The 24,664-nt window shown below is 43.6% G+C and carries 20 protein-coding genes; 16 read left to right on the forward strand and 4 right to left on the reverse strand.

What is annotated here, in order from left to right; genetic code table 11:
• Positions 1-6: 6 nt before the first annotated feature.
• Positions 7-1,146, reverse strand: a complete 1,140-nt coding sequence (locus BFS30_RS27560; protein WP_083252163.1) for a GNAT family N-acetyltransferase — start codon at positions 1,144-1,146, stop codon at positions 7-9.
• 357 nt (positions 1,147-1,503) lie between these two features.
• Here BFS30_RS27560 and BFS30_RS21240 point away from each other — a divergent pair, with 357 nt between their 5' ends.
• The 12 genes from BFS30_RS21240 (at position 1,504) to BFS30_RS21295 (ending at position 18,840) form a co-directional block, all read left to right on the forward strand.
• Complete coding sequence (locus tag BFS30_RS21240) at positions 1,504-2,442, forward strand: lysophospholipid acyltransferase family protein (protein WP_069381124.1); 939 nt, start codon at positions 1,504-1,506, stop codon at positions 2,440-2,442.
• 70 nt (positions 2,443-2,512) lie between these two features.
• Positions 2,513-3,088 (forward strand): RNA polymerase sigma factor, encoded by a 576-nt coding sequence (locus tag BFS30_RS21245; RefSeq protein ID WP_069381125.1) that lies wholly within the window; start codon positions 2,513-2,515, stop codon positions 3,086-3,088.
• A 122-nt stretch (positions 3,089-3,210) separates the two neighbouring features.
• A complete protein-coding gene (locus tag BFS30_RS21250) occupies positions 3,211-4,335 on the forward strand; it encodes a FecR family protein (RefSeq protein WP_069382587.1) in 1,125 nt (374 codons plus the stop codon).
• Positions 4,336-4,681: 346 nt separating this feature from the next.
• Positions 4,682-7,951: a SusC/RagA family TonB-linked outer membrane protein gene (locus BFS30_RS21255; protein ID WP_083252338.1), complete on the forward strand. Its 3,270-nt coding sequence runs from the start codon at positions 4,682-4,684 to the stop codon at positions 7,949-7,951.
• Positions 7,952-7,979: 28 nt separating this feature from the next.
• Entirely contained in the window at positions 7,980-9,497 is a 1,518-nt protein-coding gene (locus BFS30_RS21260; protein WP_069381126.1) for a RagB/SusD family nutrient uptake outer membrane protein, read from the forward strand.
• Between the two features lie 32 nt (positions 9,498-9,529).
• Positions 9,530-10,399 carry a PKD domain-containing protein gene (locus tag BFS30_RS21265; RefSeq protein WP_069381127.1) on the forward strand — a complete coding sequence of 290 codons (870 nt, stop codon included), beginning with the start codon at positions 9,530-9,532 and terminating at the stop codon, positions 10,397-10,399.
• 18 nt (positions 10,400-10,417) lie between these two features.
• Positions 10,418-11,542 carry an acyltransferase family protein gene (locus BFS30_RS21270; protein ID WP_069381128.1) on the forward strand — a complete coding sequence of 375 codons (1,125 nt, stop codon included), beginning with the start codon at positions 10,418-10,420 and terminating at the stop codon, positions 11,540-11,542.
• Between the two features lie 47 nt (positions 11,543-11,589).
• Entirely contained in the window at positions 11,590-13,140 is a 1,551-nt protein-coding gene (locus tag BFS30_RS21275) for a DUF4832 domain-containing protein (RefSeq protein WP_069381129.1), read from the forward strand.
• 12 nt (positions 13,141-13,152) lie between these two features.
• A complete protein-coding gene (locus tag BFS30_RS21280; protein WP_069381130.1) occupies positions 13,153-14,769 on the forward strand; it encodes a glycoside hydrolase family 31 protein in 1,617 nt (538 codons plus the stop codon).
• Between the two features lie 5 nt (positions 14,770-14,774).
• A complete protein-coding gene (locus BFS30_RS21285) occupies positions 14,775-16,334 on the forward strand; it encodes a right-handed parallel beta-helix repeat-containing protein (protein WP_069381131.1) in 1,560 nt (519 codons plus the stop codon).
• A 30-nt stretch (positions 16,335-16,364) separates the two neighbouring features.
• Complete coding sequence (locus BFS30_RS21290; RefSeq protein WP_069381132.1) at positions 16,365-17,489, forward strand: phosphotransferase enzyme family protein; 1,125 nt, start codon at positions 16,365-16,367, stop codon at positions 17,487-17,489.
• 4 nt (positions 17,490-17,493) lie between these two features.
• Positions 17,494-18,840, forward strand: coding sequence for a Gfo/Idh/MocA family protein (locus BFS30_RS21295; RefSeq protein WP_069381133.1), 1,347 nt, complete (start codon positions 17,494-17,496; stop codon positions 18,838-18,840).
• Positions 18,841-18,910: 70 nt separating this feature from the next.
• Here the strand turns inward: BFS30_RS21295 and BFS30_RS21300 are convergent, their stop codons facing one another.
• Together BFS30_RS21300 and BFS30_RS21305 are read right to left on the reverse strand one after the other, a co-directional pair.
• Positions 18,911-19,705 (reverse strand): alpha/beta hydrolase, encoded by a 795-nt coding sequence (locus BFS30_RS21300; RefSeq protein ID WP_069381134.1) that lies wholly within the window; start codon positions 19,703-19,705, stop codon positions 18,911-18,913.
• Positions 19,706-19,809: 104 nt separating this feature from the next.
• The gene (locus tag BFS30_RS21305; protein ID WP_069381135.1) at positions 19,810-20,658 is read right to left on the reverse strand and encodes a helix-turn-helix domain-containing protein; all 849 of its coding nucleotides are present in this window, start codon (positions 20,656-20,658) and stop codon (positions 19,810-19,812) included.
• 36 nt (positions 20,659-20,694) lie between these two features.
• Here BFS30_RS21305 and BFS30_RS21310 point away from each other — a divergent pair, with 36 nt between their 5' ends.
• The 4 genes from BFS30_RS21310 to BFS30_RS21325 all read left to right on the forward strand — a co-directional run bounded on the left by BFS30_RS21310 (position 20,695) and on the right by BFS30_RS21325 (position 24,319).
• Positions 20,695-21,543: a helix-turn-helix domain-containing protein gene (locus BFS30_RS21310; protein ID WP_167353178.1), complete on the forward strand. Its 849-nt coding sequence runs from the start codon at positions 20,695-20,697 to the stop codon at positions 21,541-21,543.
• A gap of 79 nt (positions 21,544-21,622) precedes the next feature.
• Entirely contained in the window at positions 21,623-22,816 is a 1,194-nt protein-coding gene (locus BFS30_RS21315; protein WP_083252165.1) for an MFS transporter, read from the forward strand.
• A 34-nt stretch (positions 22,817-22,850) separates the two neighbouring features.
• The gene (locus BFS30_RS21320) at positions 22,851-23,633 is read left to right on the forward strand and encodes a siderophore-interacting protein (protein WP_083252166.1); all 783 of its coding nucleotides are present in this window, start codon (positions 22,851-22,853) and stop codon (positions 23,631-23,633) included.
• A 101-nt stretch (positions 23,634-23,734) separates the two neighbouring features.
• The gene (locus BFS30_RS21325) at positions 23,735-24,319 is read left to right on the forward strand and encodes a DUF4136 domain-containing protein (protein WP_069381137.1); all 585 of its coding nucleotides are present in this window, start codon (positions 23,735-23,737) and stop codon (positions 24,317-24,319) included.
• 138 nt (positions 24,320-24,457) lie between these two features.
• Here the strand turns inward: BFS30_RS21325 and BFS30_RS21330 are convergent, their stop codons facing one another.
• Entirely contained in the window at positions 24,458-24,661 is a 204-nt protein-coding gene (locus BFS30_RS21330) for a KTSC domain-containing protein (RefSeq protein WP_069381138.1), read from the reverse strand.
• Between the last annotated feature and the right edge of the window lie 3 nt (positions 24,662-24,664).

Below are 24,664 nucleotides of genomic sequence, written 5' to 3' on the forward strand. Positions count from 1 at the left end.
ATGGTATCAACTATTTAAATTCATTAAACCCCATTCGGACTTTAACAGCGCAAATTGATATTCGTTGATCCACTTACCGTCGATAAAGACATTTTCTATGAAGTAACCTTCTTCTCTGAAACCTAAGTTTCTCAGCAAGGCTATAGCAGCCTCATCTTTAGCATTCACCGTTTTTACAATCCGGTTAACTCCTGCATTTTTAAACAGGAAAGACAAGGCCGCAGATACCGTTTCTTTTGCATAGCCTTTGTGCTGTCCGGTAGGAGAGATGTTGATGTTAATTTCGGCTATATGCTGGTTGTTTTGTCTGAGTTTAAAGGCGAAGTCACCAATAATCTCATCATTAGCCTTGTTTTTTAAGAAATACTGATTCCAGCTTTTAGCTAAACCCAGTTCCTGATTCGGAGCGCTTATGGTTTCAAAATCTGAACCCGAAAATCCGAAGTCCAGGTCCGGTGTTTCCATTTTAGACGCTGTTTCTACAGTGCTTTCTGTTGCTTTACCGGCATTTAAAGAACCGGCATAAACACTGTTTGAAACCGCTTTCCCATCATCTTTGATAAAAGAGATATAGGCTTCCATGCGTTCTCCTGCATGGGCTGCATCGATACGGATACTGTCTGTCCCTTCAGCTCTTTTTGATCCGATCAAATGATAACAGCTTACTTTTAATGCAGGGAAATAAATCATTAGCATGGCACGGTCGTTATCATATTGATAGGACAAATCAGCCGGTACTTCCCAGCTAAATTCGATTTCAGTACCATCGACGTTCTGATTGATGACAGGATTAACCGCTACAGGAAGATCTCCCATACTCACAAGCACTTTAGTATAATCCAGGCTGATGTTTGGATATTCCCCTTGAAGGGCATTCAGTTTATTATAAGAAACGGCTTCATTATACTCATTTTTGTCTGTTCCGACAATCGCCAAACGGAATCCGGACCGGATGACAGGGAGCGAAGGGCTTAATATTTCGTTTACTACCTTCATTTTTTGGCAATTCGCTTTTCTTGCGGGGGTAAGCGGCTTAGTGCTGATACCTATTTTTCTGACGATGTGTTTACCTTTTAAGGTATAACCCACCAGATTGCCGATTCTGCCATGGAATCCGCCAAATATTCCGTTCATCAATTTTCCCATAATTATGTTTTTAATTAATTTATTAGGTTTTGCTGATAGTAAGTTACGAAATGTTTTGCATATACAATTAATATGCAACTAATTAAAGTTAATTATTGCCAGGTAGTAAAAAGGTTGTTAAAAGGTCTTTATGACCAATGATTGACCTATCAACTACCTATTAATGACTAAGTAATAGCCAATTATATATAAGCACAAATACCAGACATTTCATCCGCGTGGTAACAAGGTTTTCTTATACCGATCCACGCATTTGCCCTGAAGTTTTTTAGGTTCAGTTGTTTTTGTAAAAATCTAACAATTGTATGGCAATTGATTTTGATCCTAAGTTTAATTTTGGCCGTTAAATCAAACGAAATGATCAGAAAAGGTTTCTCCCAGGTTGGTATATTTTTACTGACCTCGATTTCGCTCTTACCTTTATTTATCCTGTATAGGGCGGCAGATGTGTTTTATTTGCTTGTTTACCATGTTTTTGGCTACCGCAGAAAGGTAGTCAGAGAGAATTTAATACGTTCCTTTCCAGAAAAGAGCCCCGCTGAAATTAATGATATTGAAAAGAAATATTTCAGGTTTCTGGCTTCACTCGTCGTGGAAATTGTAAAAATGAAGAGCATTTCTAAAAAGGAGTTGAATAAGCGGGTTAAGTTTAAAAATGTGGACCTGGTCGAAGCTTATTTGCAGAATCAGGAGAGCGTGCTTTTTTGCTCTGCGCATTATGGCAATTATGAATGGGTATGTATGGGCATCGGACTGGCATTTTCAGGAGAACATTATCCAATTTATAAACCTTTAAGCAATTCGCTTTTTGACAGTTGGTTTTTTAAGATGAGGAGCAAATTTGGGAACCGTATGGTGGCTATGCGTCAGACTTTAAGGGCAATTCAGGCCAATAAAAACCGCGCAAATCTATTTACTTTCGGTAGCGATCAGGCCCCATCAAAAGAGGAATCGAATTACTGGACTACCTTTTTAAATCAGGAGACCTCTATCCAGCTGGGGATTGAAAAAATAGCCAGAAAAACCAACAGACCAGTTTTTTATCTGAAGATAAACTATAAAAAGCGGGGTTATTATGAAGTAGATTGTGTTCCCATTTGCTTAGATCCATCTAAAACTGAGGAATTTGAAATCACAGAGCTTCAAACACGTTTTCTTGAGGAAATGATCAGTGAGGAGCCTGCCTATTGGTTATGGAGCCATCGCAGATGGAAGCATAAGCGGCCTGCGACTAAGGCGATTGGTGCTACAGATAGGTGTGAAAACCCTGGGGAGCTGACAGAAACGGTCCTGTAGCGGTACATCTGTGGTGCGAAACGTAAGATTATTATATTATTGCTGATAAATTCAATAACTTGTATTCTTTATGGCCAATTATAGCACCTGTACTGATAACGAGTTGATTGCTTTATGGAAAGAAGGTAATGATGCCGTATTTAGAGAAATTTATCTGCGATACGATAAGCTGCTATACTTATACGCTTATAAAAAACTCAGAAACAGAGAGGAATCAAAAGATGTGGTACAGGATTCTTTTACCTGGCTTTTAAATCACCGCAACGAGCTTCATCTCCATACCAGCTTATCCGGATATCTTTATAAAACCGTCCTTCATCAGATTCTGGATATCTTTAAACATAAAGGCATCATTAAAAAATATGCGGAAAGCGGGGAGCACTATATCGAAGTTAATTCTCCGGAAGCAGATTACCTGATCCGGGAAAAAGATATCGCCGCCTTAATAGAAAATGAAATTGCCGCCATGCCTCCTAAAATGAGGGAAATCTATACTTTAAAAAGAAGAGAGTTTTTAAGCACCAAAGAAATCGCAGGACAATTAGGGCTCTCTGCACATACGGTATCTACCCAGCTTAAAAGAGCAATGAAGCACCTGAAGGTAAAACTTGGGACGGTAGTGTTCATTCTATGGATTCTTTCCTAAAAATTATTTAGCTGTATATCAGTTGATTATCTTATTTATTCTTTTTTTTTATTTGGATGTACCTAATCCATGATCCTGAATCGCCTTTACTTATTGTTGAGCAACAAGAGCAAAGGAATTCAATGAAGAAAGACATAAAAGAAGTATTGGATAAGGTTAGTTCCGGCACTGCCACGGCTGAAGAAGAGACTATGGCCAGGCTTTGGCTGCATCAACTCCATCAGAACGATGAAGCAGGACTTTCAGAAACAGAACTAAATGAGGTCAGCGCAGAAATGTGGGCATCGCTCGAAAAGAATGAAAAGCAATTCGCACCTAAGACCGGAAAGTTGTGGCCTTATATCGCGGCTGCAGCATCGGTAGTTTTCGTGGCAGGTATGGCCTTGTATTTTTACAGCTATCAGCCATCTGCTGAAATAAAGGCTCCTCAACAATATTCAAATGATGTTCCTGCAGGGGGCAACAAAGCCTACCTTACCCTGGCCGACGGAAAGAAGATTGTGCTGAGCACTGCAACTAATGGAATGCTTGCACAAGAGGGAGGGGTAAAGATTACCAAAACTGCGGAGGGGCAACTGGTGTACACAATTGCCGATGAAGGAAAGAAATCAATCGGAAAATACAACCGCATCGAAACACCAATTGGAGGTCAATATGAATTGCAATTGCCGGATGGTACCAGGGTTTGGCTAAATGCAGCCTCTTCTTTAAAATATCCGGCCTCCTTCTCTGCGCTCAAACAACGCAGCGTAGAATTAACGGGAGAAGCTTACTTCGAAGTGGCAAAAGATAAAACAAAGCCATTCCTGGTGAAAAGCAAAGGACAGGAAGTAGAAGTTCTGGGAACTCATTTCGATGTGAATGCCTATCCGGATGAGCAGAGCATTAAGACGACTTTAATAGAAGGCTCCGTGAAATTAAATGGACAGCTGACTTTGAAACCCGGTGAACAATCTGTGCTCAGCGATGGAAAATTCAATGTGAAAGAAGTGAATGCTATTGATGCTGCCGATTGGAAAAATGGGGAGTTTGTATTCAGTAATGAACCTTTAACGAGCATCATGAGGAAAGTTGCCCGCTGGTATGGTGTCGGGATTATTTATACAAATGACCTTGGCAAAATACCTACATTTTCAGGTTCTGTTTCCCGCTCTGAAAATATTTCAAGTGTGTTAAATATGTTAGAAGAAACCAGTAATGTGCGCTTTACCATCGCAGGAAAACAAATACGTGTAACTACCAAATAGAAGATATACCAGATAACCAGGACCTAACCAGTCCGATAGTTAACCAACCTAACCATCAACAACTAACCAAACCGCATGAAAAGAACCAAACACAAAGCAAGTTAATACTTCAGGAGGTTTTTAAGAAAAAAGCCATGAAAGTGTATCAGCACTCCCATGGCAAAGATCTGAGTTAACCCAAAAAACAAATTTGAGATCCGTTCACGTATTAACCCAATCCAACAAAAGTATGAAATTAAATGCTTTTAACCTAGGTATGCTATGCCGATGGCTACTGCCTACACTTTTATCAGCTATGAACTTTGTTGTTGCGAAAGCGCTGGCAACAAATAAAAGAAGACTACTCATGAGAGTTAATTTGATCATCGCCATCATTACCACCTGCTTATTACAAGTCAGTGCGGCAGGTTTTGCTCAAAAAGTCAATTATGTAAAACAGAATACGACACTTCATCAGGTCTTTCAGGAGATCAAAAGGCAGACCGGTTTCCGGGTTTTATATTCTGACCAGAATTTAAACAGCCAGATGAAAATTAATGCCAATTTTAAAGATTCAGAATTGGCACAGGTGATGGAAACTTTATTAAAAGACCAGAACCTGACCTACAAAATGGAACGCAGGAACATCCTGATCAAGATCCGGCCAACTGACTTGCAGCAGCTCAATCCGATCCTTAAAGACATTAATATCAGTGGAAGGGTGCTGGACAAAGATAAAAAGCCATTGCCGGGGGCATCTGTCAGTGTCAAAGGAGCGAGTAAGGTGGTCAGCACCGACGAAAATGGAAATTTTGCGTTGAAAAATGTAGATGAGCAGGCCATATTGGTGGTTTCTTTTGTGGGCTATATAAGAAAAGAGGTGCCGGTTAATGGCGGAAGTGTTTTAAACATTGTGCTTGATGAGGATATCAGTCTGCTGGGCGATGTGGTGGTGGTCGGTTACGACACCAGGAAACAAAGCGAGCTGACCAGCGCCGTGTCTGTCGTTTCTTCTACAAAATTAAAGGATGTCACTGCCAATTCTATTGGCGCCATGCTACAGGGAAAGGTGGCCGGTTTGCAGGTCGTGAACAGCTCCGGTGCGCCAGGCGCCAATGCGGAGATCAGGCTGCGTGGCGTATCCTCTGTTAATGCCAACCAAAGTCCGCTGTTTGTCGTTGATGGGATTATCGGCGGGAATTACGATCCTAACGACGTGGAAAGTGTCACGATATTAAAAGATGCCGGCGCTACCGCCATGTATGGCTCACAGGCAAACGCAGGGGTGATCATCGTCACCACTAAAAGGGCCAAACAAGCCGAAACGAGATTCGAGGCTAAAGTATCTACCGGTTTCAGAACTGCCGATTTCGGCAATATGGAGCTGATGAACAGCAATGAACTTTATGATTACCAGAAAGAATTTTACCGCGACTATGTGGTGGGTGCTGCCAATAATTCTTATAAGATTGACCTCATTAAATTCTATTCCGAGCGCCCTTTATCGCTACGCAATCAGGATTACGACTGGTCCAAAGAGTCCTTTAAAAAAGCGCCGATTTATAATTTCTACCTCTCGGCCAGTGGCAAAACAGAGAAGAACGATTATTATGTAGGCGCATCCTATTATAAAGAGAAGGGCACTTTCATCAATACCGATTTTGAGCGGGTTAACCTGCGTGGAAACTCAACTTACCATTTTTCTAAAAAGCTGGATCTGACCAATAACATCAACCTCAGTGCTTCACAGGGCAAGAGCTACGATTACATGGATGCCTATTATTCTTTCCTGAATATGCCCTGGGATAACCCATATGATGCCAGCGGAAACCCGGTTTATGTAGATGGCAATTCTACCTTTAAATGGTGGTCGAGGGATAAAATAAATCCGATTCATACGGTACAAAATTCGGAACACCCTTATAAAGGTTTTAATGTAAATTACGATTTGGGGATCAATTACCGCATTACCGATTGGCTTACCTTTGCCAGTTCAAACCGATTGTCGGCTTCATTTGATAAAGGCAGCAATTATGTATCCTCACTGGCCGCGGGTACTTACCATGGGATGGGTTATCTCGATGAGTTAAATACCCTGAACTATGGCCTCGTGAGTAACCAGTTGTTTAAATTCAATTTTAAATTCGGTGAACACAGCTTAAGTGGTTTTGCCGGCGGTGCTTTTGAGAGCAGTAAAAACGAAACCTCCGGTGCTTCGGGTAAAGGTTTGCCGGAAGGATTGAAAGTACCGGGTGTGATCTCCAGCAATCAGGTGATCGTTGGTGCGCATAATAAGTACATCTTACAATCTTTGTTGTCGCAGGTAAATTACAACTACAAAAATAAATATTTCCTGTCGGGCTCGTTCCGGTATGATGGTTCCTCTAACTTTGCGCCAAGCAAACAGTATGGTGGTTTCCCATCTGTATCGGCAGCATGGGCACTGAACAATGAAGCTTTTCTGGCCGATAACCCCATCTTCAGCAACCTGAAAGTACGTGCCAGCTACGGCATCACAGGTACTCAGGATATTGGGGCATCCCGTTTCCTGGGCTTGTTTTCCCTCACCACCAAATACAATTCATTAGTGGCGGCGGTGCCTTACCAATTGCCAAGCCCTAACTTAACCTGGGAAAGCAAACGCCAGCTTAATGCGGGTATGGACATTGGTTTATTCAACCGGGTAAACTTAACCTTCGACGTTTATCGCAACGATACCAAAGACTTATTGCTGCAGGTATCACAACCTTTGTCGGTCGGGTTTGAAACCAAATGGGAGAATGCAGGCACGGTCATTAACAAAGGGATTGAGTTGGGGATCAATTCGACCAATATCACAACCAAAGACTTTGAGTGGATCACTGATTTTACCCTCAACTTTAACAACAACAAATTATCGGGTTTCCCCTCAGATATCGTTAAAACAGGTTCATGGAGCATCTCGCAGATTTACCGCAACGGCGGAAATCTGTTCGAGTTTTACATGCCAAAATGGTTAGGTGTTGATGCTCAAACCGGTGCACCGGTCTGGGAGAAGATCATCTACAATACAGAGGGCAAGGCTGTAGCCAGTGAAAAGACTTCGGATTATTCACAGGCTACCAATCAGGAAGTGGGTTCGGCGCTGCCTAAATACCAGGGCGGTTTTAACAACAGCTTCAGGTATAAAAACTTTAATCTAAGAGTGAGCACCTATTTTAATTACGGCAACAAGGTATTCAGTAATAACCTGAGATTTATGATGAATGATGGTCATGAGCCTTATTACAACCAGATTAAATTGCCGAAGGATGCTAAAATCTGGACCCATCCCGGTGATACAGGAGCTACAGAACCAAGTCCGCAGAACTCAGCCAACTCTACCGAAACCTCCACCCGTTATTTGAAAGATGGAAGTTACTTTACCATCAGAAACATTGCTTTCTCCTATACCTTGCCTTCGGCATGGGCGAAGAAAATCAGCATGAGCGATGTCACTGTGGGTATTACGGCCGATAATGTGGCTACCTTTTCTAACTTCCTCGGGCAGGATCCTCAGACTACCATCACGCCAACGCGTTATGCAACGCCAGGGGTGTCGGATTTTAAGTACCCCAACAATCGCCAGTATTTGTTAAACGTTAATTTCAGCTTTTAAGCAGGTTTCAACCTATTAAATTAAGTATATGAAAAATATTATAGTTACCCTCATCGTCTTTTTGATGGTTGCGGTAAGCAGCTGTAAAAAGTTGAGTTCTCTCCCAAGCGATGCCATCAGTACGGAAACACTGGTGAACACCAGCGAGGGTTTAACCAATGCCCTGAACGGAGCTTACGCTTTGTTTAAAGACCATATTGAATTTAACGGAAAGGTAGACATGAATAACATGTACCTGCGCCAGTTTTATCACTTAACTGACTTTGCCAGCGATGACATTGTCTGCGGACAGGTAACAACCGATCCATTGTATTATAGCTTTAGCCTGGACCATTCACCTGCTCAGGCCAACAGCCGCTATTACTGGTATTTATCGTACAAGATCATTACCGGCGTAAATACGGTTATCGATGCCGTAGAGAAATCAGGTAAAAATGATCCAGCCACCAATCAGTTATTGGGCGAGTGCTACTTTTTGCGTGCGTTCTGCCACTTTAACCTGGTCCGGTTATTCGGCAAGCCCTATACGGTTGACGCAAATTCGCCGGGGATCATCCTGCGTACCAACCTTAGTGATCCTGCAAAGAAGAAAAGATCAACGGTTAAAGAGGTTTACGATTCCGTACTTGCTGATGCTGAAAAAGCGGCGGGCTTGATGACCCGCTCGCGTGGGGTTCAATATGCCTCACAGGAAGCGGCATGGTCCTTACTGGCAAGGGTTAACCTTTATAAAGAAGACAATGCAAAGGCCATCGAATATGCCGACAAAGTGATCAACTCCGGTAAGTTTTCGCTGGCTACAAAAGAGACGTATCCAAAATTGTTCGCCAATGCAACCAGTGCCAGTGAAACCATTTTTTGCATTGCCTTTACCGTTGTGGACGATTATGGGAAATTCGGTTCCATTGCTTCCATGATTTACTCGGATGGTAACTCCGGCTGGGGCGAGGAATACGCCTCTTCTTCCTTACGGGCTGCGATGTCTGCACATCCTGAAGATGTGCGCTGGTCGTATATTGTTCCTTTAAAAGATGCCGGGGGGGTGGTACAGAAGAAAAACGGGATTGAAGTGTATTATATCAGCAAGTTCTCTTTCCAGGACAATCTTCCGAATTTAAGTTCACCCATCATGTTCAGGATTGCAGAAATGTACCTGATCCGTGCCGAAGCCAAGGCAAAGACAGGTGCTAATGCGGCAGCGCTGGATGATGTGGATATGATCCGCAAGAACCGTGGTCTGGAAGCTTCGCTTTACAATAAAGTAGTGCCTGCAGGTTCAAACGCGTTGGATATTGTCCTGGCGGAAAAACGCATAGAAATGGCATTTGAAGGGCACAGGACTTATGATGTTTTCCGCAATAAAAAAAGTCTGAATAAGGCGTATTGGGGGTATCACCTGACCGGTTTAAAAGAGACCGATGTAGATCTTTCGAGAACACCGGCGGGTTATCCTAACCTGACTGTGCCTTATACCAGTCCGCGCATCATTTACTATTTGCCGGTAGACGAGACCTTGAGCAATCCGCTGGCCACACAAAATCAATAACCTAAGGATCACCTTGTAATATACAAATTGATATGAAAAAATTAAAAGCTTATCTGTTCCTGCTGTCATTGGTGATCGCAGGTTCAATATTCAGCTCCTGTAAAAAGGATAAAACCGAGATCAAAACCGATTTATTATATGAAGTAACGGTGGATGGGGCTACTGCAACTTTCAGCATAAAAACCGAAGGTGTGAGCAATTACCAATGGGATTTTGGGGATGGCAAAACTTCAACCGAGGCAAATCCAAGCCATACTTATCCGGGTAAGGGCAAATATGTTCCGACCCTGATGGCCTCCGTAAACGGCAAACTTGTGGAAGCATCAACGGTATTGCAGATCGCCAAAGTTTCTCCGGTGAAGATTAACGACAATTCCCTGGACGACTGGAGCACGGTGACCAAAAATGTGATTCCTTTAGGATCGAAAAAGGGCATTTTTAATCAGGTGAAACTGGATTACGATGGCAACTATGTATACCTGTATGGAGAGATGACCGGCAAAAAGGCAGACGCGGTTATTTTTGATTTCTTCATCGATGCAGACAACAATCCGGCTACGGGCTGGCTTACCGGTACGTTTACTGATGGCGGTTATGATGTGTTAATGGAGGGTCAATTGCTTACCGCTGGTGTAGATATCTTTTACCATACGGGCGCCAATCAGAGTGACTTCTCCGGATTTAAACCCCAGTCGATAGCTGAGGCTTATACCGTAGGTACGGTGAAAGAAGAAGGCGGGCTTGTCAAATTTGAGCTGCGTATTTCACGTGGTAAGCTGAAAGGTTTAACGGGTACAGGTATGCGTATCGGGATACAGGTCATTAAAAATGACTGGTCGGTAAACCTGGGCAATGCACCTGACGAAGGAACTTCAAGTTTCTTCCTGGATATGAACGAATAATTTCAGTCACAACAATTTATGGAAAAGATTTTAACTGCTGATCACTCAGCTAAGGGGCGTTTAGTGTCCTTAGATGTGATGCGAGGAATGATTATGATCCTGCTTTGCGCGGAAAGCTGCAGGGTTTATGAAGCGATTATGCACATTGATCCCACAGCACCTATGGCTGGTCTGATCACCCAGTTCTTTCATCACCCATGGCATGGACTGCGCTTTTGGGATCTGGTTCAACCCGCCTTTATGTTTATGGCAGGGGCGGCGATGTATATTTCTTACCATCGTAAACTGGAAAAAGGACAAAGCTGGGGCGATAACCTGTCCCATATCCTGATCCGCAGTCTGAAGCTTTTTATCTGCGGGGTCGCATTGCATTGCGTTTATGCAGACAAGCCCGTTTGGGAGCTTTGGAATGTGTTGACGCAATTGTCGTTCACGATGATCGTTGCCTATCTGATCATTAACCGGTCTTATACCTGGCAGCTCGTGTTTTCCATTGGCTTGCTTTTACTTACCGAAGTGTTGTACCGTGGTTTGCTGATGCCTGGTTTTGACCAGCCTTTTGTGGAAGGGAGGAACTTCGGCGCTTATGTGGATACCCTGCTGATGGGTAAGATTAACAGCGATGGTTGGGTAACCATCAATTGCATCCCTACAGCAGCGCATACCATCTGGGGGGTACTGGCAGGTAAACTGCTGATCTCCGGCAATACGACCAGTTACAAAATAAAGGTCCTGGTGATCGCGGGGATCATTGCCCTGGTTCTCGGTTTTGGCCTGGACCTGTCGGGGCTGACCCCCATTATCAAACGCATCAGTACCAGCTCATTCGTATTGGTTTCGGTGGGCTGGGTCCTGCTGATTCTGGCTGCAGTGTATTGGCTGGTAGATGTGAAAGGCAATGTGAAATATGCCTGGATTTTTACGGTAGTGGGCATGAACGCCATATTTATCTACCTGTTTTTTGAGACCGTGGGGCTGCAGTGGCTAAACGGCAAGGTGGCGATTTTCTCCGGCGATCTGTTACACCTGTTCTTAAACGTACCGGTTAGTGTGGCTGCGATAGTATCGGCCATCACGGCACTGGTTGTCGAGTGGTTCCTGTGTTACTGGCTGTATCAGCGAAATATCTTTTTTAAACTATAGCAATTCTATTCCATATCAAAAATAGAAACCCTATTAAACATACGATCATGATGAAAAAAATGAGATGTGCTACCCTAAGCATTGGTCTGGCAGCAATGCTGCTAGCTGCTTCCTGTAAAAATCAGGAAAATAACCTGATTGAAATTGACAATATAAACGTTAGTTACACAGAAAGTACTGAAGATTTTCCTAACCCGGAGCGCGGTTTTTACCGTTATTCTGAAACCCATTCCAGTAACTATGAAGCATTGTCTGCGGAGGAACTGAAGGGCTACCGTTCGCTTCAGTCCATACAAAGTGCAAATTATAAGGTGTTGAGTACTTTGGTTTTCAGGTATTATGTGTTGGATGATGTGGTGAATACCGCCATTTCAGCCTCATTTATCAGCAATATTAAAAAGGATTTTGAAGCGGCGCGTGCTGCCGGTGTGAAATTGATCCCACGCTTTGTATATACGGTTACCGCAAAGTCGGGGAGCTGTCCGGAAGGTTTCATTTGTCCGCCATATGGTGATGCACCTAAAGCCATTGTGCTTAACCACATTGCACAGCTAAAACCTGTTTTGCGCGATAATGCAGATGTGATTGCCTGCGTGCAGCTGGGCTTTATCGGAACCTGGGGAGAGCAATATTATAGCGATTTCTTTGGCGATGCTTCCAATAACGGCGGTCAGGGGGGGAAATTGCTGGACAATAACTGGAGAGACCGTATAGCAGTGATCAAGGCCCTGCTGGAGGCAGTACCAGCTGACAGGATGGTCCAGCTGCGTTATCCGCAGATCAAGCAACGTTATCTTTATGGCGTTAACGCCCCGATCACATCCGCCGCTTTAACAGAGAGTAATGCTTTTACTCAAAGTGATATCGCACGTTTAGGTTATCATAACGACTGTTTTATGGCAAGCGTTAATGATTTAGGTACCTATGTAGATTATGGCAACAGCTCCTCGCCAAGCAGGTCGGATGGTGTGGTATTGAACACCTTAAAAGATTACTTCAAGGCCGACAGCAAATTTGTGGTGGTTGGTGGCGAAACCTGCTCCGACGATTATAGCCCTGCTAACAATTGCGAACCTGCCGGCAAAGCGCAGGCAGAATTTGCCTCATTACATTACAGTTTCATCAATGCCCATTACAACAACGCTGTCAATAACGATTGGCATGATGGGGGATGTATGGATAACATTAAACGGAACCTGGGGTATCGTTTTGTCTTACAGAGCGCTGGACTGCCCGATAATGCGGTTAAAGGAACCCAGATGAACATTAAGTTAAACCTTAAAAATGTAGGTTATGCATCACCTTATAACAAACGCACGGTAAAGTTGATCCTGCGCAATACCCAAAATGGGGCACTGAAGTCCTTCGACCTGGCCACAGATGTCAGGAAATGGTATTCCGGAGCGGTAACGGTTACGGAAGGCATTCAGATCCCTGCTGATTTCCCGGCAGGTGATTACGAAATGCTGCTCAATCTACCGGATGCTTATGCCAGTATTGCGACAAAACCTGAGTTCAGCATCCGTCTGGCCAATGCCAATGTCTGGGAGGCAACTACAGGATACAATAAACTAAACCATACGGTAAAGATTAACTAAACACTACTGTAAATGATCAGGTTCTTTAAAATATATTTGTCATTCAGCTTTCTGTTTTGTATTTCGGCTTTGCCGCTTTATGCACAAACCAGCCTGAACATTAAAGCGGGTGAGCAATGGTATGGCGGCGCGGTAAACGAAGCCCATCTGATGCCCTTTAAAGATGGCTATAGCCTGAATATGTATGGCGATATCCGCGGAAACCAGGCGGTGCCGTTATTGGTGTCCAGCAAAGGGAGGTTCATTTGGAGCGAAGAGCCCTTTAAGTTCAGCTTCGAAAAAAACAAGCTGGTCATCAGCGCCGCGAAAAGCGTTGTCACCATCGATTCCGCAGGTAAAAACTTAAAAGAGGCATTTGGCAATGCTTCAAAACGCTTCTTTCCTGCTAAAAATAAACTGCCAGATACCCTGTTGTTTAGCAAACCTCAATACAATACCTGGATAGAGCTGGTTTATAACCAAAACCAGCAGGACATTTTAAACTACGCCAGGGCGATTATTGATAACGGTTTCCCAGCGGGTGTATTGATGATCGACGACAACTGGGCCGATTATTATGGCCGGTTCGATTTCAGAGCAGACCGGTTTACAAACGCAGCGGCAATGGTAGATAGCCTGCATCATTTGGGTTTCAAAGTGATGCTCTGGGTGAGCCCCTTTGTATCACCGGATACGGAAGTTTTCAGGGAATTGCTTGCTAAAAAACTATTGTTGTTAGACCATGGGGGAGATTCCGGTATGTCATGGGAAAAAGCGGAGAAACCAGCCATCATTCCCTGGTGGAATGGTTATAGCTCCGTTATGGATTTTACCAATCCTGAGGCTAAAACCTGGTTTCTCGGCAGACTGGAGCATATGGTCAAGACCTATCACCTGGATGGCTTTAAGTTTGATGCCGGCGATGCGGAGTTTTATCCGGCAAATGGTTTAGCATTTAAAAAAGTAAGCCCAAATGAGCACAGCAGGCTTTGGGGAGAAATCGGTTTATCCTATCCGCTTAATGAATACCGCGCCATGTGGAAGATGGGAGGCGAGCCGCTGGTACAACGCCTGCGCGATAAAAAACACAATTGGGAAGACCTGCAAAAACTAATACCTCATTTGACCACGGCCGGTTTATTGGGTTATCAATTTACCTGTCCGGATATGATCGGTGGCGGAGAGTATGGTTCATTTATCGGTAAAGATAAACTGGATGAGCAGTTGGTGGTTCGGTCTGCACAATGCTCTGCATTGATGCCGATGATGCAGTTTTCTGCGGCACCCTGGCGTGTGCTTTCCAAACCAAATCTGGCTGCGGTTAAAAAGGCGGTCGCTATACGGGCTAAGTACACGCCATACCTGATGGAACAGGTAAAAAAGGCAGCTGCAACCGGCGAGCCCCTGGTACGCAGCATGGAGTACGAGTTTCCTGATCAGGGTTTCGCGGAGGTCAATGGACAATTTATGCTGGGCAGTAAATACCTGGTTGCCCCGATGGTATGGGATGGCGGTACGAAGACCGTTTACCTGCCAAAAGGCAGCTGGAAGGATGATCAGGGCAAAAAGATAAAAGGCCCGGTAAACATAACAATTGAAGTAGCCCTGGATAGGCTCCCTGTATTTGAATTATTAACCCCTAAAAATTAAACACGATGAAAAATCTCTTCCTATTGGGAATATTAGCATTCCTGTTGACCGCTTGTTCCAAAAACAATGAAATCAATGGTCTTTCCGCCAAAAATGAGAAAGAAAGTTCCGCACAAAACCTATTGGCCATTACCAGCTTTTACGTAAACGGCAGCAGCGGAAACGATGCGAATGCGGGAACCTCCCCAGCTCTGGCGCTTAAAACCATTCAGGCCGCATTATGGAAAACCACCGATGGTGCCGGCGCTACGATCTATGTAGCAGGAGGCACGTATAAGGAAAGACTGTACTGGTCAAATTCAGGAGCCTCAAGTGCAGAGCCGATTACTTTAACCAATTATAACAATGGGGTGGTGATCCTGGATGGGGTGAATGCCACTAACTCAGCTCAGAATGAGATGATCGCAATAGCCAGTAAAAGTCACATCAGGATTGATCACATCAGCATTGCGAACAATTACAGAAGTAACGCCAAAGGAATTTATATGGTAGGTTCCGGTACTGATGTTCATTTTACCTTTTGCAAAATTTATAATATCGGCTGGACGACCAATTCCAGTGCGGTGCCCTCCAGTACAGATAATGCCAGTCCACTGATCGTGGTTGGCTCAACAGGAACATCTTATAACGAGATCTATATTGGTAGTAATGAGATCTATAACTGTAATACCGGATATAGCGAAGGGCTGACCTTGACTGGTAATGTCGAGAATTTTCTGGTAGAATGTAATGTGGTTCATGACATTAAAAACATCGGCATCGATCTGTCAGGTAATTATTCCTGGACAAACGCACCTGCCAATGTTAATTTTGCGCGCAATGGCAATGTGAAAAACAATACCGTATACCGCTGTGTGTCGCCGGTGGCTACCTCTGCAGGCATTTATGTGGATGGCGGAAAATGGATCAACATCGAAGGAAATACCACCTATGAGAACTCCACAGGCATCAGTGCAGGCTGTGAAAACAATAACAACAACACGGAAGGGATCAATATCCGAAGCAATTTTATCTACAATAATGTGGAAGCGGGGATCATTATGGGCGCAAATGCACCCAATAGTAAAGTGATTAATTCTACCATCACCAATAATACCCTGTTCAAAAATTTCTCAAAAACCGGCTGGGGCGGAGAAATCCACCTTCAGAACACCGATCAGCTTTCTATCAGGAACAACATTATCCAGTCGGCCAGTAATATTGTGATTGTGGCTTCTGCTGGTTATAACGCTACAAATCTGTCTTTTAACTACAATAACTATTTTTCTGCTTCAGGTTCTTCCGCTAACATCACCTTCGACTGGGGAAGTATTAATCAGACTACCTATGGCTCTCTGGCTGCATTTAAAACTGCAACTGGTTTAGATGCCAATTCCACTTATGGGACACCTTCCTTTGTTTCCGCCAGCTTACCTAATCCAAACCTCCATTTAACCAGTGCTTCCTTATGTGTGAATACCGGCTTTCCCTCATTTGTGGCTCAACCCGGAGAATTGGACATTGATAAGGACGCTAGAGTTAGAAATGGCCGTGTAGACATTGGCGCAGATGAGACTGCCTATTAAAATTATCCGGAAACCCTTAATCGTTTCATTTTGAAAACTATAGAAAACTTATTTGAAATTACCTCCAAATTCAAATGTCATGTGGAGATCTCTACACTGAAATCTTATGGTACAGGACATATTAATGATACCTATCGCCTCAAGAATCTGGTGACAGAGGATTATGATTACCTGCTTCAGAAGATCAACCATCAGGTATTTAAAAATGTGCCCAAACTGATAGAAAACATGTGCCGGGTGATTGCGCACCTTAAAAAACAGATGCTCAGCACTGGAGAAGGCAATCCCGACAAGGAGGTCATGACGCTCGTTGCCACCAAAGAAGGACCTTATTTTTATCAGGACAGCAATGGGAATTATTGGCGGATGTGCCATTTCCTAAAGGATACCAAAACTTATGATGTGGTAGAAACAGCACAACAGGCTTATGAAGGTGGAAAGGCTTTCGGGAAATTTCAGGCCATGCTGGTTGACCTTTCGCCGGACCTGATGTATGAGGTGATTCCTGATTTTCACCACATCGGGAAAAGGCTGGAACAGCTGGCGCAGGCCAGGACTGAAGATCCTAAGGGCCGCGTTGCACTTGTGCAGGAAGAACTTGAAACCATTGATGCCTCTTCCGGATCGATGTCGTTTTTTCAGCAGGATGAACAACTGCTTACCTTGCCCAGACGCGTCATCCATTACGATACCAAATTCAACAATGTGTTGTTAAACTTAGAGGACAGGGCACAATGTGTCATCGATCTGGATACTGTAATGGCCGGTTATGTGGCCTACGACTTCGGTGATGCGATCCGCACGATCATCAATAGAACTACAGAGGACGACAAGGAATTATCGAACATCACACTGAACATTCCATTGTTTAATGCGTACACCAAAGGCTATATGGAAGAGGTCAGACAATTCATCAATGAATGGGAATTGAGGTCTTTGATTAAGGGCGTGCTTTTGCTTCCTTATATGCAGGCAGTGAGGTTTCTGACGGATTATATCAATGGAGACCGGTATTATAAAATAGAATCCGAACACCATAACCTTCAGCGTACCAGAGCGCAGCTGAAATTACTGAAAGAGCTGTTTGCGCATGCTGAATCCATGGAAGACAGGATATTTAAAGAGGCCAGAAAACACCAGCTAATTAACAGTTAAAAAGATGAACAGACGAAATTTTTGTGCCAAGGGATTGGTCGGACTGGCGGGATTAACCCTGATACCCGGGACATTATTTGCAAATGCCAAAGAGAAGATCCGATTGGGTTATATCGGTGTGGGTTTAAGAGGACGGAACCACATCAGTGAAGGACTCCTTCGTTCTGATGTGGAAATCACGGCCATTTGCGACATTCAGGAGCGTTCCCTGAAATATTGTCGCGCACAGTTTGTGAAGGCAGGGAAGAAGCTTCCTGCCGAATATACCGGAGGGGTTGAAGCCTATAAAAAGTTACTCGAACGTAAAGACATAGATGCGGTCATCATTGCCACACCATGGGAATTCCATAAAGATCAGGCTATTGATGCCATGAGGGCTGGGAAATACGTGGGTTGCGAAGTGATTGCAGGCATTACTGTAGCAGACCACTGGGAGATCCTGAAGGTTTACGAGGAAACAAATATCCCTTATATGACCCTGGAAAACGTCTCTTATCGCAGGGATGTGCTCGCGGTATTGAATATGGTCAGGAATAACGTTTTTGGAGAACTGGTCCATCTGGAAGGTGGATATCAGCATGATTTAAGAGGTGTTTTGTTTAATGATGGCGTAAATTTTAACGGTAAAGGTGGAGAATTTGGGCCCAACACGGTTGGTGAGGCACAATGGCGGACACAATGGAATGCCGATCGGAACGGAGATATTTATCCTACCCATGGTGCTGGTCCGATTATGAACTACATCAACATCAATTGTGGGAATCAGTTTACAAACCTGGTTTCCTTTGCTTCAAAATCGAAGGGCTTGCACAACTATATTCAGAAGGTATCTCCCGGGAATAAAAATCTTACTGTAAACTTCAAAAACGGGGATTTGATTACGACCATGCTGAACTGTGCAAATGGAGAGACGGTAACCTTAACTCATGATACGCATTTGCCAAGACCTTATTCCCTGGGATTCAGAGTGCAGGGTACAGAAGGTTTGTGGATGGATGTTGCCGATTCTATTTATGTAGAAGGTAAATCCGGAACCTACGACGAATGGGATAAAGCCAAAACCTGGCTGGATAAATACGACCATCCGCTATGGAAAAAGTTCGAACATCTGGCCGAGGGGGCGGGGCATGGGGGAATGGACTGGTTTGTATTCAATGCCTTTGTGGAATCTGTGAAGCAGAAAAAGCAAACGCCTATTGATATTTATGATTCGTTGACCATGAGCGTGATCACGCCGCTTTCTGAGCAATCTTTAAAAGAGGGCAATATGCCGCAAAAGTTTCCTGATTTTACCAAAGGAAAGTGGAAGGATGCCAAAAGTAAATTTGCACTGGATAGCAGTGGATTTTAAAAGGGCTTAAAAAAACCGCATTCACCTAAATCTCTGTTTAGGTGAATGCGGTTTCTTCAACTGATCTTTATTATTTTTTCTGTACTCCTTTTTTTGCCGCTTCGATAATCACGCTGGCTACTTTTTCAGGTTGAGACAGAAAGATCACATGGCTTCCTTTTACTTCTGTGATTTTTGTATTGGAGCGTTTGTACATCGCATGTTGGATTTCCGGAACAATACTTTTGTCTTCTGTAGCGATCACACCATAGGCCGGTTTATCTCTCCATGCTGCATGGGTAATTGCTGTGGTAAATCCTTTTGCATAAAAGGCTCCTTGTGAAGCGAACATGAAATCAGCATCTTCTTTACTGATGTCGGCGGCGAAACCTTTGTGGAATTTCGCTTTATCATAGTAAGCGATCCCTTTTTCGTCCGGAGGCAACACTCCGTTTTCCGGTGCAGGAGGAGCGGTCTGAAGCCATTGTATGCTGGTCTCGCCATTGTCCGGTTGCAATGCTGCGATGTAAACCAGGGCAGCTACTTTAGGATGATTTCCTGCTTCTGTAATCACTGTTCCTCCCCAGGAATGTCCTGCAAGAATTGTCGGGCCATCTTGTTTATCTAAAGCAAGCTGTGTTGCTTTTACATCATCTTCCAGAGAAGACAAAGGGTTTTGGACGATGGTTACCCGGTATCCTTTTTTGGTGAGCACCTGGTAAAGCGCTTTATATCCGGAGCCATCTGCAAAGGCGCCATGTACCAATACTACATTTTTTACTTCCTGAGCATTTACTTCATTCACTGCTCCTGCTACTGATGCGATAGCTACTGTTGTGGCCAATAAACCATTTTTGATTTTGCTTTTTAAATTTAGAGTTTTCATCTTTTTTATCGTTGAGTTTTTGGTTCGTATCAACAATACAAAGATGGGAGGAAAGGAGGCCTCAGGTAATAGACATACTTCCTATAAGATTGTAATTTTTTCCCTTATATCACTTGTTTTTTATTTCTATATCCAATGGGAGAGTAGGAAGTGTGTTTTTTGAAAAAGTTGCTGAAGTAAGCCGGATCTTCAAAACCGAGCTCATAGGTGATTTCCTTGGAAGACTTATCTGTGTAATATAACAGCCTTTTTGCTTCAATGATGATCCTTTCCTGGATGATCTGGATGGGGGTCTTTTGTTGAAATAAGGCAAAGAGATTTGACAATGTTTTGGGGGATCTGTTGAGCTGTTGCGCATAAAAGTTTACCGAATGCTGATTGTGAAAATTACCTTCCACCAATAGGTTGAATTTACGGATGATATTGAACCTGTCGTTCTGCATTTTGGGATCCGGGAGGTATGCTGATTTGGCCAGCTGGGTAACGGTAATGATTAATCTCTTCAATAACATGATCAGCATGTCGTTCTGCACATGGTCGGGAGTGTTCATTTCTGAAATGAACATGTTGAGCAATAACAACATTTTTTCCTGCGCGGCTTCGTTCAGATTGATGAACAGATTCTGGCCTATGGCAAATAGAAATCCTACACAGCTCACTTCTGCATCATGATCCACCATACAGTAAAATTCCCTGTTGAATTGCCAGGCTACGACATCTGCACTACGATCAAAAAAGAACGATTGATTGAACATCAGCGGTAGAACAGACTGTGCCGGAAATACCATTTCTTCCCCGTCAATCGTTACGGTCTGCTGCTCAGCCCGGTTCCAGACGATCGTGAAATATTTATTGTCGCGGTCTTTGGTATAGAACAGACGCTCAAAATATTGCTCTGCATTCATGAGCAGCAAATGGCCGCCGGAATTTGAATCAGTGAGGTGTAATTTCATTTCCTGTAAAAGTAAATGATTAATTTTGCAGTTTATATGAAAAAACAATCCATACCCATACATGTAGACGAACTGGAAGAGCATGGCATAGAGATCCATCCAATTGGCGGTAATATCGAAGCCTTTCGGATGCCTCATAGGGATGATCATTACATGTTCATTATCCAGCAGGAGGGTACATTTTTATTGGAAGTGGATTTTAAAGAAGTAGTCATAGTGGGGGCTTCTTTATGCTTCGTAGCACCTGGACAGGTACATCGTTACCTGAGCTTTAAAGATACCCAGGGTTGGATGGTATTTGTGGATACAGGTTTACTTGCAGCACAGAGCAGGGATATCTTCAGCGCCTATTTTAATGCGGGGCAAAGCGTCCCGGTTCAAAAAGACGATGCGGTATTTAAACTGGTGCCCATACTGGAGGAAGTATTGGGTAATGCTTTAGCTCCCATGCGCAAAAAGCTCATCGGTTCGCTTACAGACAGCCTGACGGCATTGATTGCTTCCAGTATCATCAGGGCACAACATGCTACACATGTGATCGGAGGACAAAAGTATAATACCCTGATCCGTTTTAAAAAACTGGTAGCTGAAAAGTACAGCCAGTTGAAACAGGTTAAAGACTATGCGGAGCTGCTCAATATCAGCCCGCTTTACCTGAATGAAATTATAAAGGAAATCACCGGATTCCCGGCCAGTTACTGGATCAGTCAGGAAATCATTCTGGAAGCCAAACGGATGTTGTATTATACCGTTCTCGATGTAAAACAGGTTGCTTATGCGCTGGGCTACGAAGATCATGCCTACTTTTCCCGCTTTTTTAAGAAACATGTCGGGATGACTGCCATGACATTCAGAAACATAAAACCATTATTTGTCCAATCATAACCCTTGTCTGACTATCTTTTGAGGCAGGTTCGCAGCCTAATTTTGTAGCCGTATTATAATTAATCACATACGTTACAAAATGAAAGAAACAAATAACCTTACTTTAGCTGTCGGCGGTACACGCGTCCAGGATAGACACATTATTACTCCAATCATCATTTCGGTTTTCGCCATTTACCTCACCATCGGAATGACCATAGGAACACTTCCCGGTTTTGTGAAAAACGAGTTGAAATTCAGCAGCCTCATCGTAGGGGTGGTGATCGGAATACAATTTTTATCTACCTTACTTACCAGGGCTTATGCAGGTAAGCTAACTGATACTAAAGGTCCGAGGTTAAGTAGCAAAATTGGCATATTGCTGATCATCTTGTCCGGTATCATCTATCTGATCGCCATGATTTTCAGCCAGCTGGCTTTAGTTGCTTTAGGATTGATCATCCTGGCGAGGATTGTTCATGGCATCTCAGAAAGTTTATCCATTACCAGTGCCTTAACCTGGGGGATAGGCCTGGTTGGCACCCAGAAATCAGGTAAGGTGATGACCTGGAACGGGATTGCGATGTATGCAGGAATCGCGATAGGTGCGCCCCTGGCGATCTGGATGAAAAGTACTTTTGGCATTTCTTCTGTGTTTTTTACGCTGATCGTACTATCTATCATCAGTTGGCTCTCTACCATTCAGCTTCCAACGTTACCGGTAGACGCCTCGCATGTCAGAACTCCGTTTTACAAAGTGATAGGCCTTATCGCCGGACAGGGGTTAGGACTGGCCTTTTCTTCTATTGGATTTGCCTGTATCTCGTCCTTCATCTCCTTGTTATTCGCCGCTAAAAACTGGGGCAACCCATCTATGGCTTTTATGATATTCGGGATGTCGTACATTCTGACGAGGGTATTTTTCGCTTCCTTCCCCGATAGGTTTGGCGGATATAGGGTTGCACTCGTGTCATTGCTCATCGAGGCTGCAGGCCAGCTTCTGATCTGCTTATCATTAACCGAAACCATGGCGCTTGTGGGTTGTGCACTTACCGGTGTTGGCTTTTCGCTGATATTTCCCGCCTTGGGTGTGCTGGCTATTAACAAGGTGGCACCGCAAATGAGGGGAACGGCCTTAGCAGGTTATGCCGCATTCTTTGACCTCGCTCTCGCACTGGCAGGACCAATCGCAGGTCTTATTGCAGGCTGGTTCAGTTATCAGGCAATTTACTTGTTTGGTACCATTAGTTGTCTGCTGTCGTTATTCATTGTGTTTTCTAATAAGCATAAGTAAACCATTTTTTTTCAGTAAATAAATAAAATCCACTATGGAAATCATAAAGAAAAAAGTAATACGCTCGGTTTTCAGCGTAAAGGAAAAAATATTCCTCAGCCCGCATTATATCCGCATCATCTTTGACATGACGGAGAAACAACTTGAAAAGTTTGCCAATGCAGGAATTGGTACAAACAATAAAATATTTATCCCTGCACCTGGTTCAGATGAGGTTTTGTTTCCGGATGATGCGCTTGAAATTGGTGGCGTAGCTTCGGTAAAAAGAACGTATACCACCAGACATATCGATATTTCAAAGAAGGAATTATGGATTGATTTCGTCGCCCATGGGGATAATGGCCCAGCCTCTTACTGGGCAAACCGGGCGGTTGCGGGAAGTAAACTGGGGATCGCCATGAAAGAAGGTAACCGGCCCCTGTTTCCGGAGAAAGCGACGTATTTCTTTGTTGGCGACAGTACCGCAATTCCCGTTATTGCAGTAATGATGGAGCAATTGCCGCCTCATGTACAGGTGAAGGCCATCCTTGAGGTATATGGGAAAGAGGATGTGATCAGTCTATCTACCAGCGCCAATGCCAACATTGACTGGATTTATAATGAGCAACCTGAGATGGGCAGCAAGCTTTTTGAGGTGGTCCGGGATTTAAGCTTAGCAAACCACCAAAGCTTCTTTTTTTTCGCAGGTGAATTTGATAGCGCGAAAAAGATACGACAGCACTTTAAGGAGACACTTGCCTGGTTACCGGTAAATTACTCGGTAGTTTCTTACTGGAAACGGGGAGCATCGGAAGATGAATCTTCTTTACTGCGTTAATCTTTTTCAATCCTTTATAGTCCAATATATAGGAGCGGCCGGTAACATCCGGTTAGAAATTAGCATGGGAATTTTTCTACTTCACACAAATAGAAAAAACAATGAAAAAGCAAGTTTTAATCCTATTGGGACTGATGGCTGTATTGTCGTCCTGTTCCAGTTACAATTATTATTCAGTAGGCAATAAAAAGCTGAATGCTGAATATCGAACCTATGCCTGGTTGCCTGAAGGAAAGTCCAAAGCCTCGAATATTTATGATAACGACATCGCGGCAGATAGGATAGTGGAGATGGCGAGTACGGAGCTAAATCGCAGGGGTTTTGAGCTGAATAATCGGAAACCGGATTTATTGGTCAGGTATACTGCCGTAGTGAATATGGAAACCAAGTCTTATAATGAGCCGGTGTATTACGATGCTCCTGGAAGATATATTCCGCGCGTAGGTATTCGCAGGGGCCGTGCATTTTATTATTACGCTTACCGTAATCCTTTTCCTGTCTATGTAGGCAATGAACAGCGGACCGTAAATGTAAAGCAGGGCAGTATTATGATCGATTTAATTGACCGCAGAACTAAAAAGGTGATCTGGAGAGGCTGGGCTGAAGGAGAAGTGAATAATCCGGAGAAGGCAATTAATGAATTACCGAAGGTGATTGAGAATATTTTTAAAAAGCTTCCAGCTTAAGGAAGGGTTGATTGATTAATTTTTACCAAAGCCGGGGTTTCCCTGGCTTTGGTTTATGTAGTGCAGTTGATGGTCTCGTGTACAAAACTGGTATTTAAACAAATTACCTTTTCCTGGTAGTGTCTGAGGGTATATGTATTAGTGATTTCTGATTTTTCTGTATTTGAATTTGTTCCGGATGTGGTGATTAAAATACCTTCCTTTTGACCCCGCTGCTTTTAACATCGCAAATACTTCAGGCGGAACATTCATGTACTTATACTTTAACCCAGATACGAATGTGATCAACAGTACAGCTGAATCCTGGTCGTAATCAAAGCTTTTAATCACACTTGAAGGCATCGC

The sequence above is a fragment of the Pedobacter steynii genome (genome assembly GCF_001721645.1).
GTDB lineage: Bacteria > Bacteroidota > Bacteroidia > Sphingobacteriales > Sphingobacteriaceae > Pedobacter > Pedobacter steynii_A.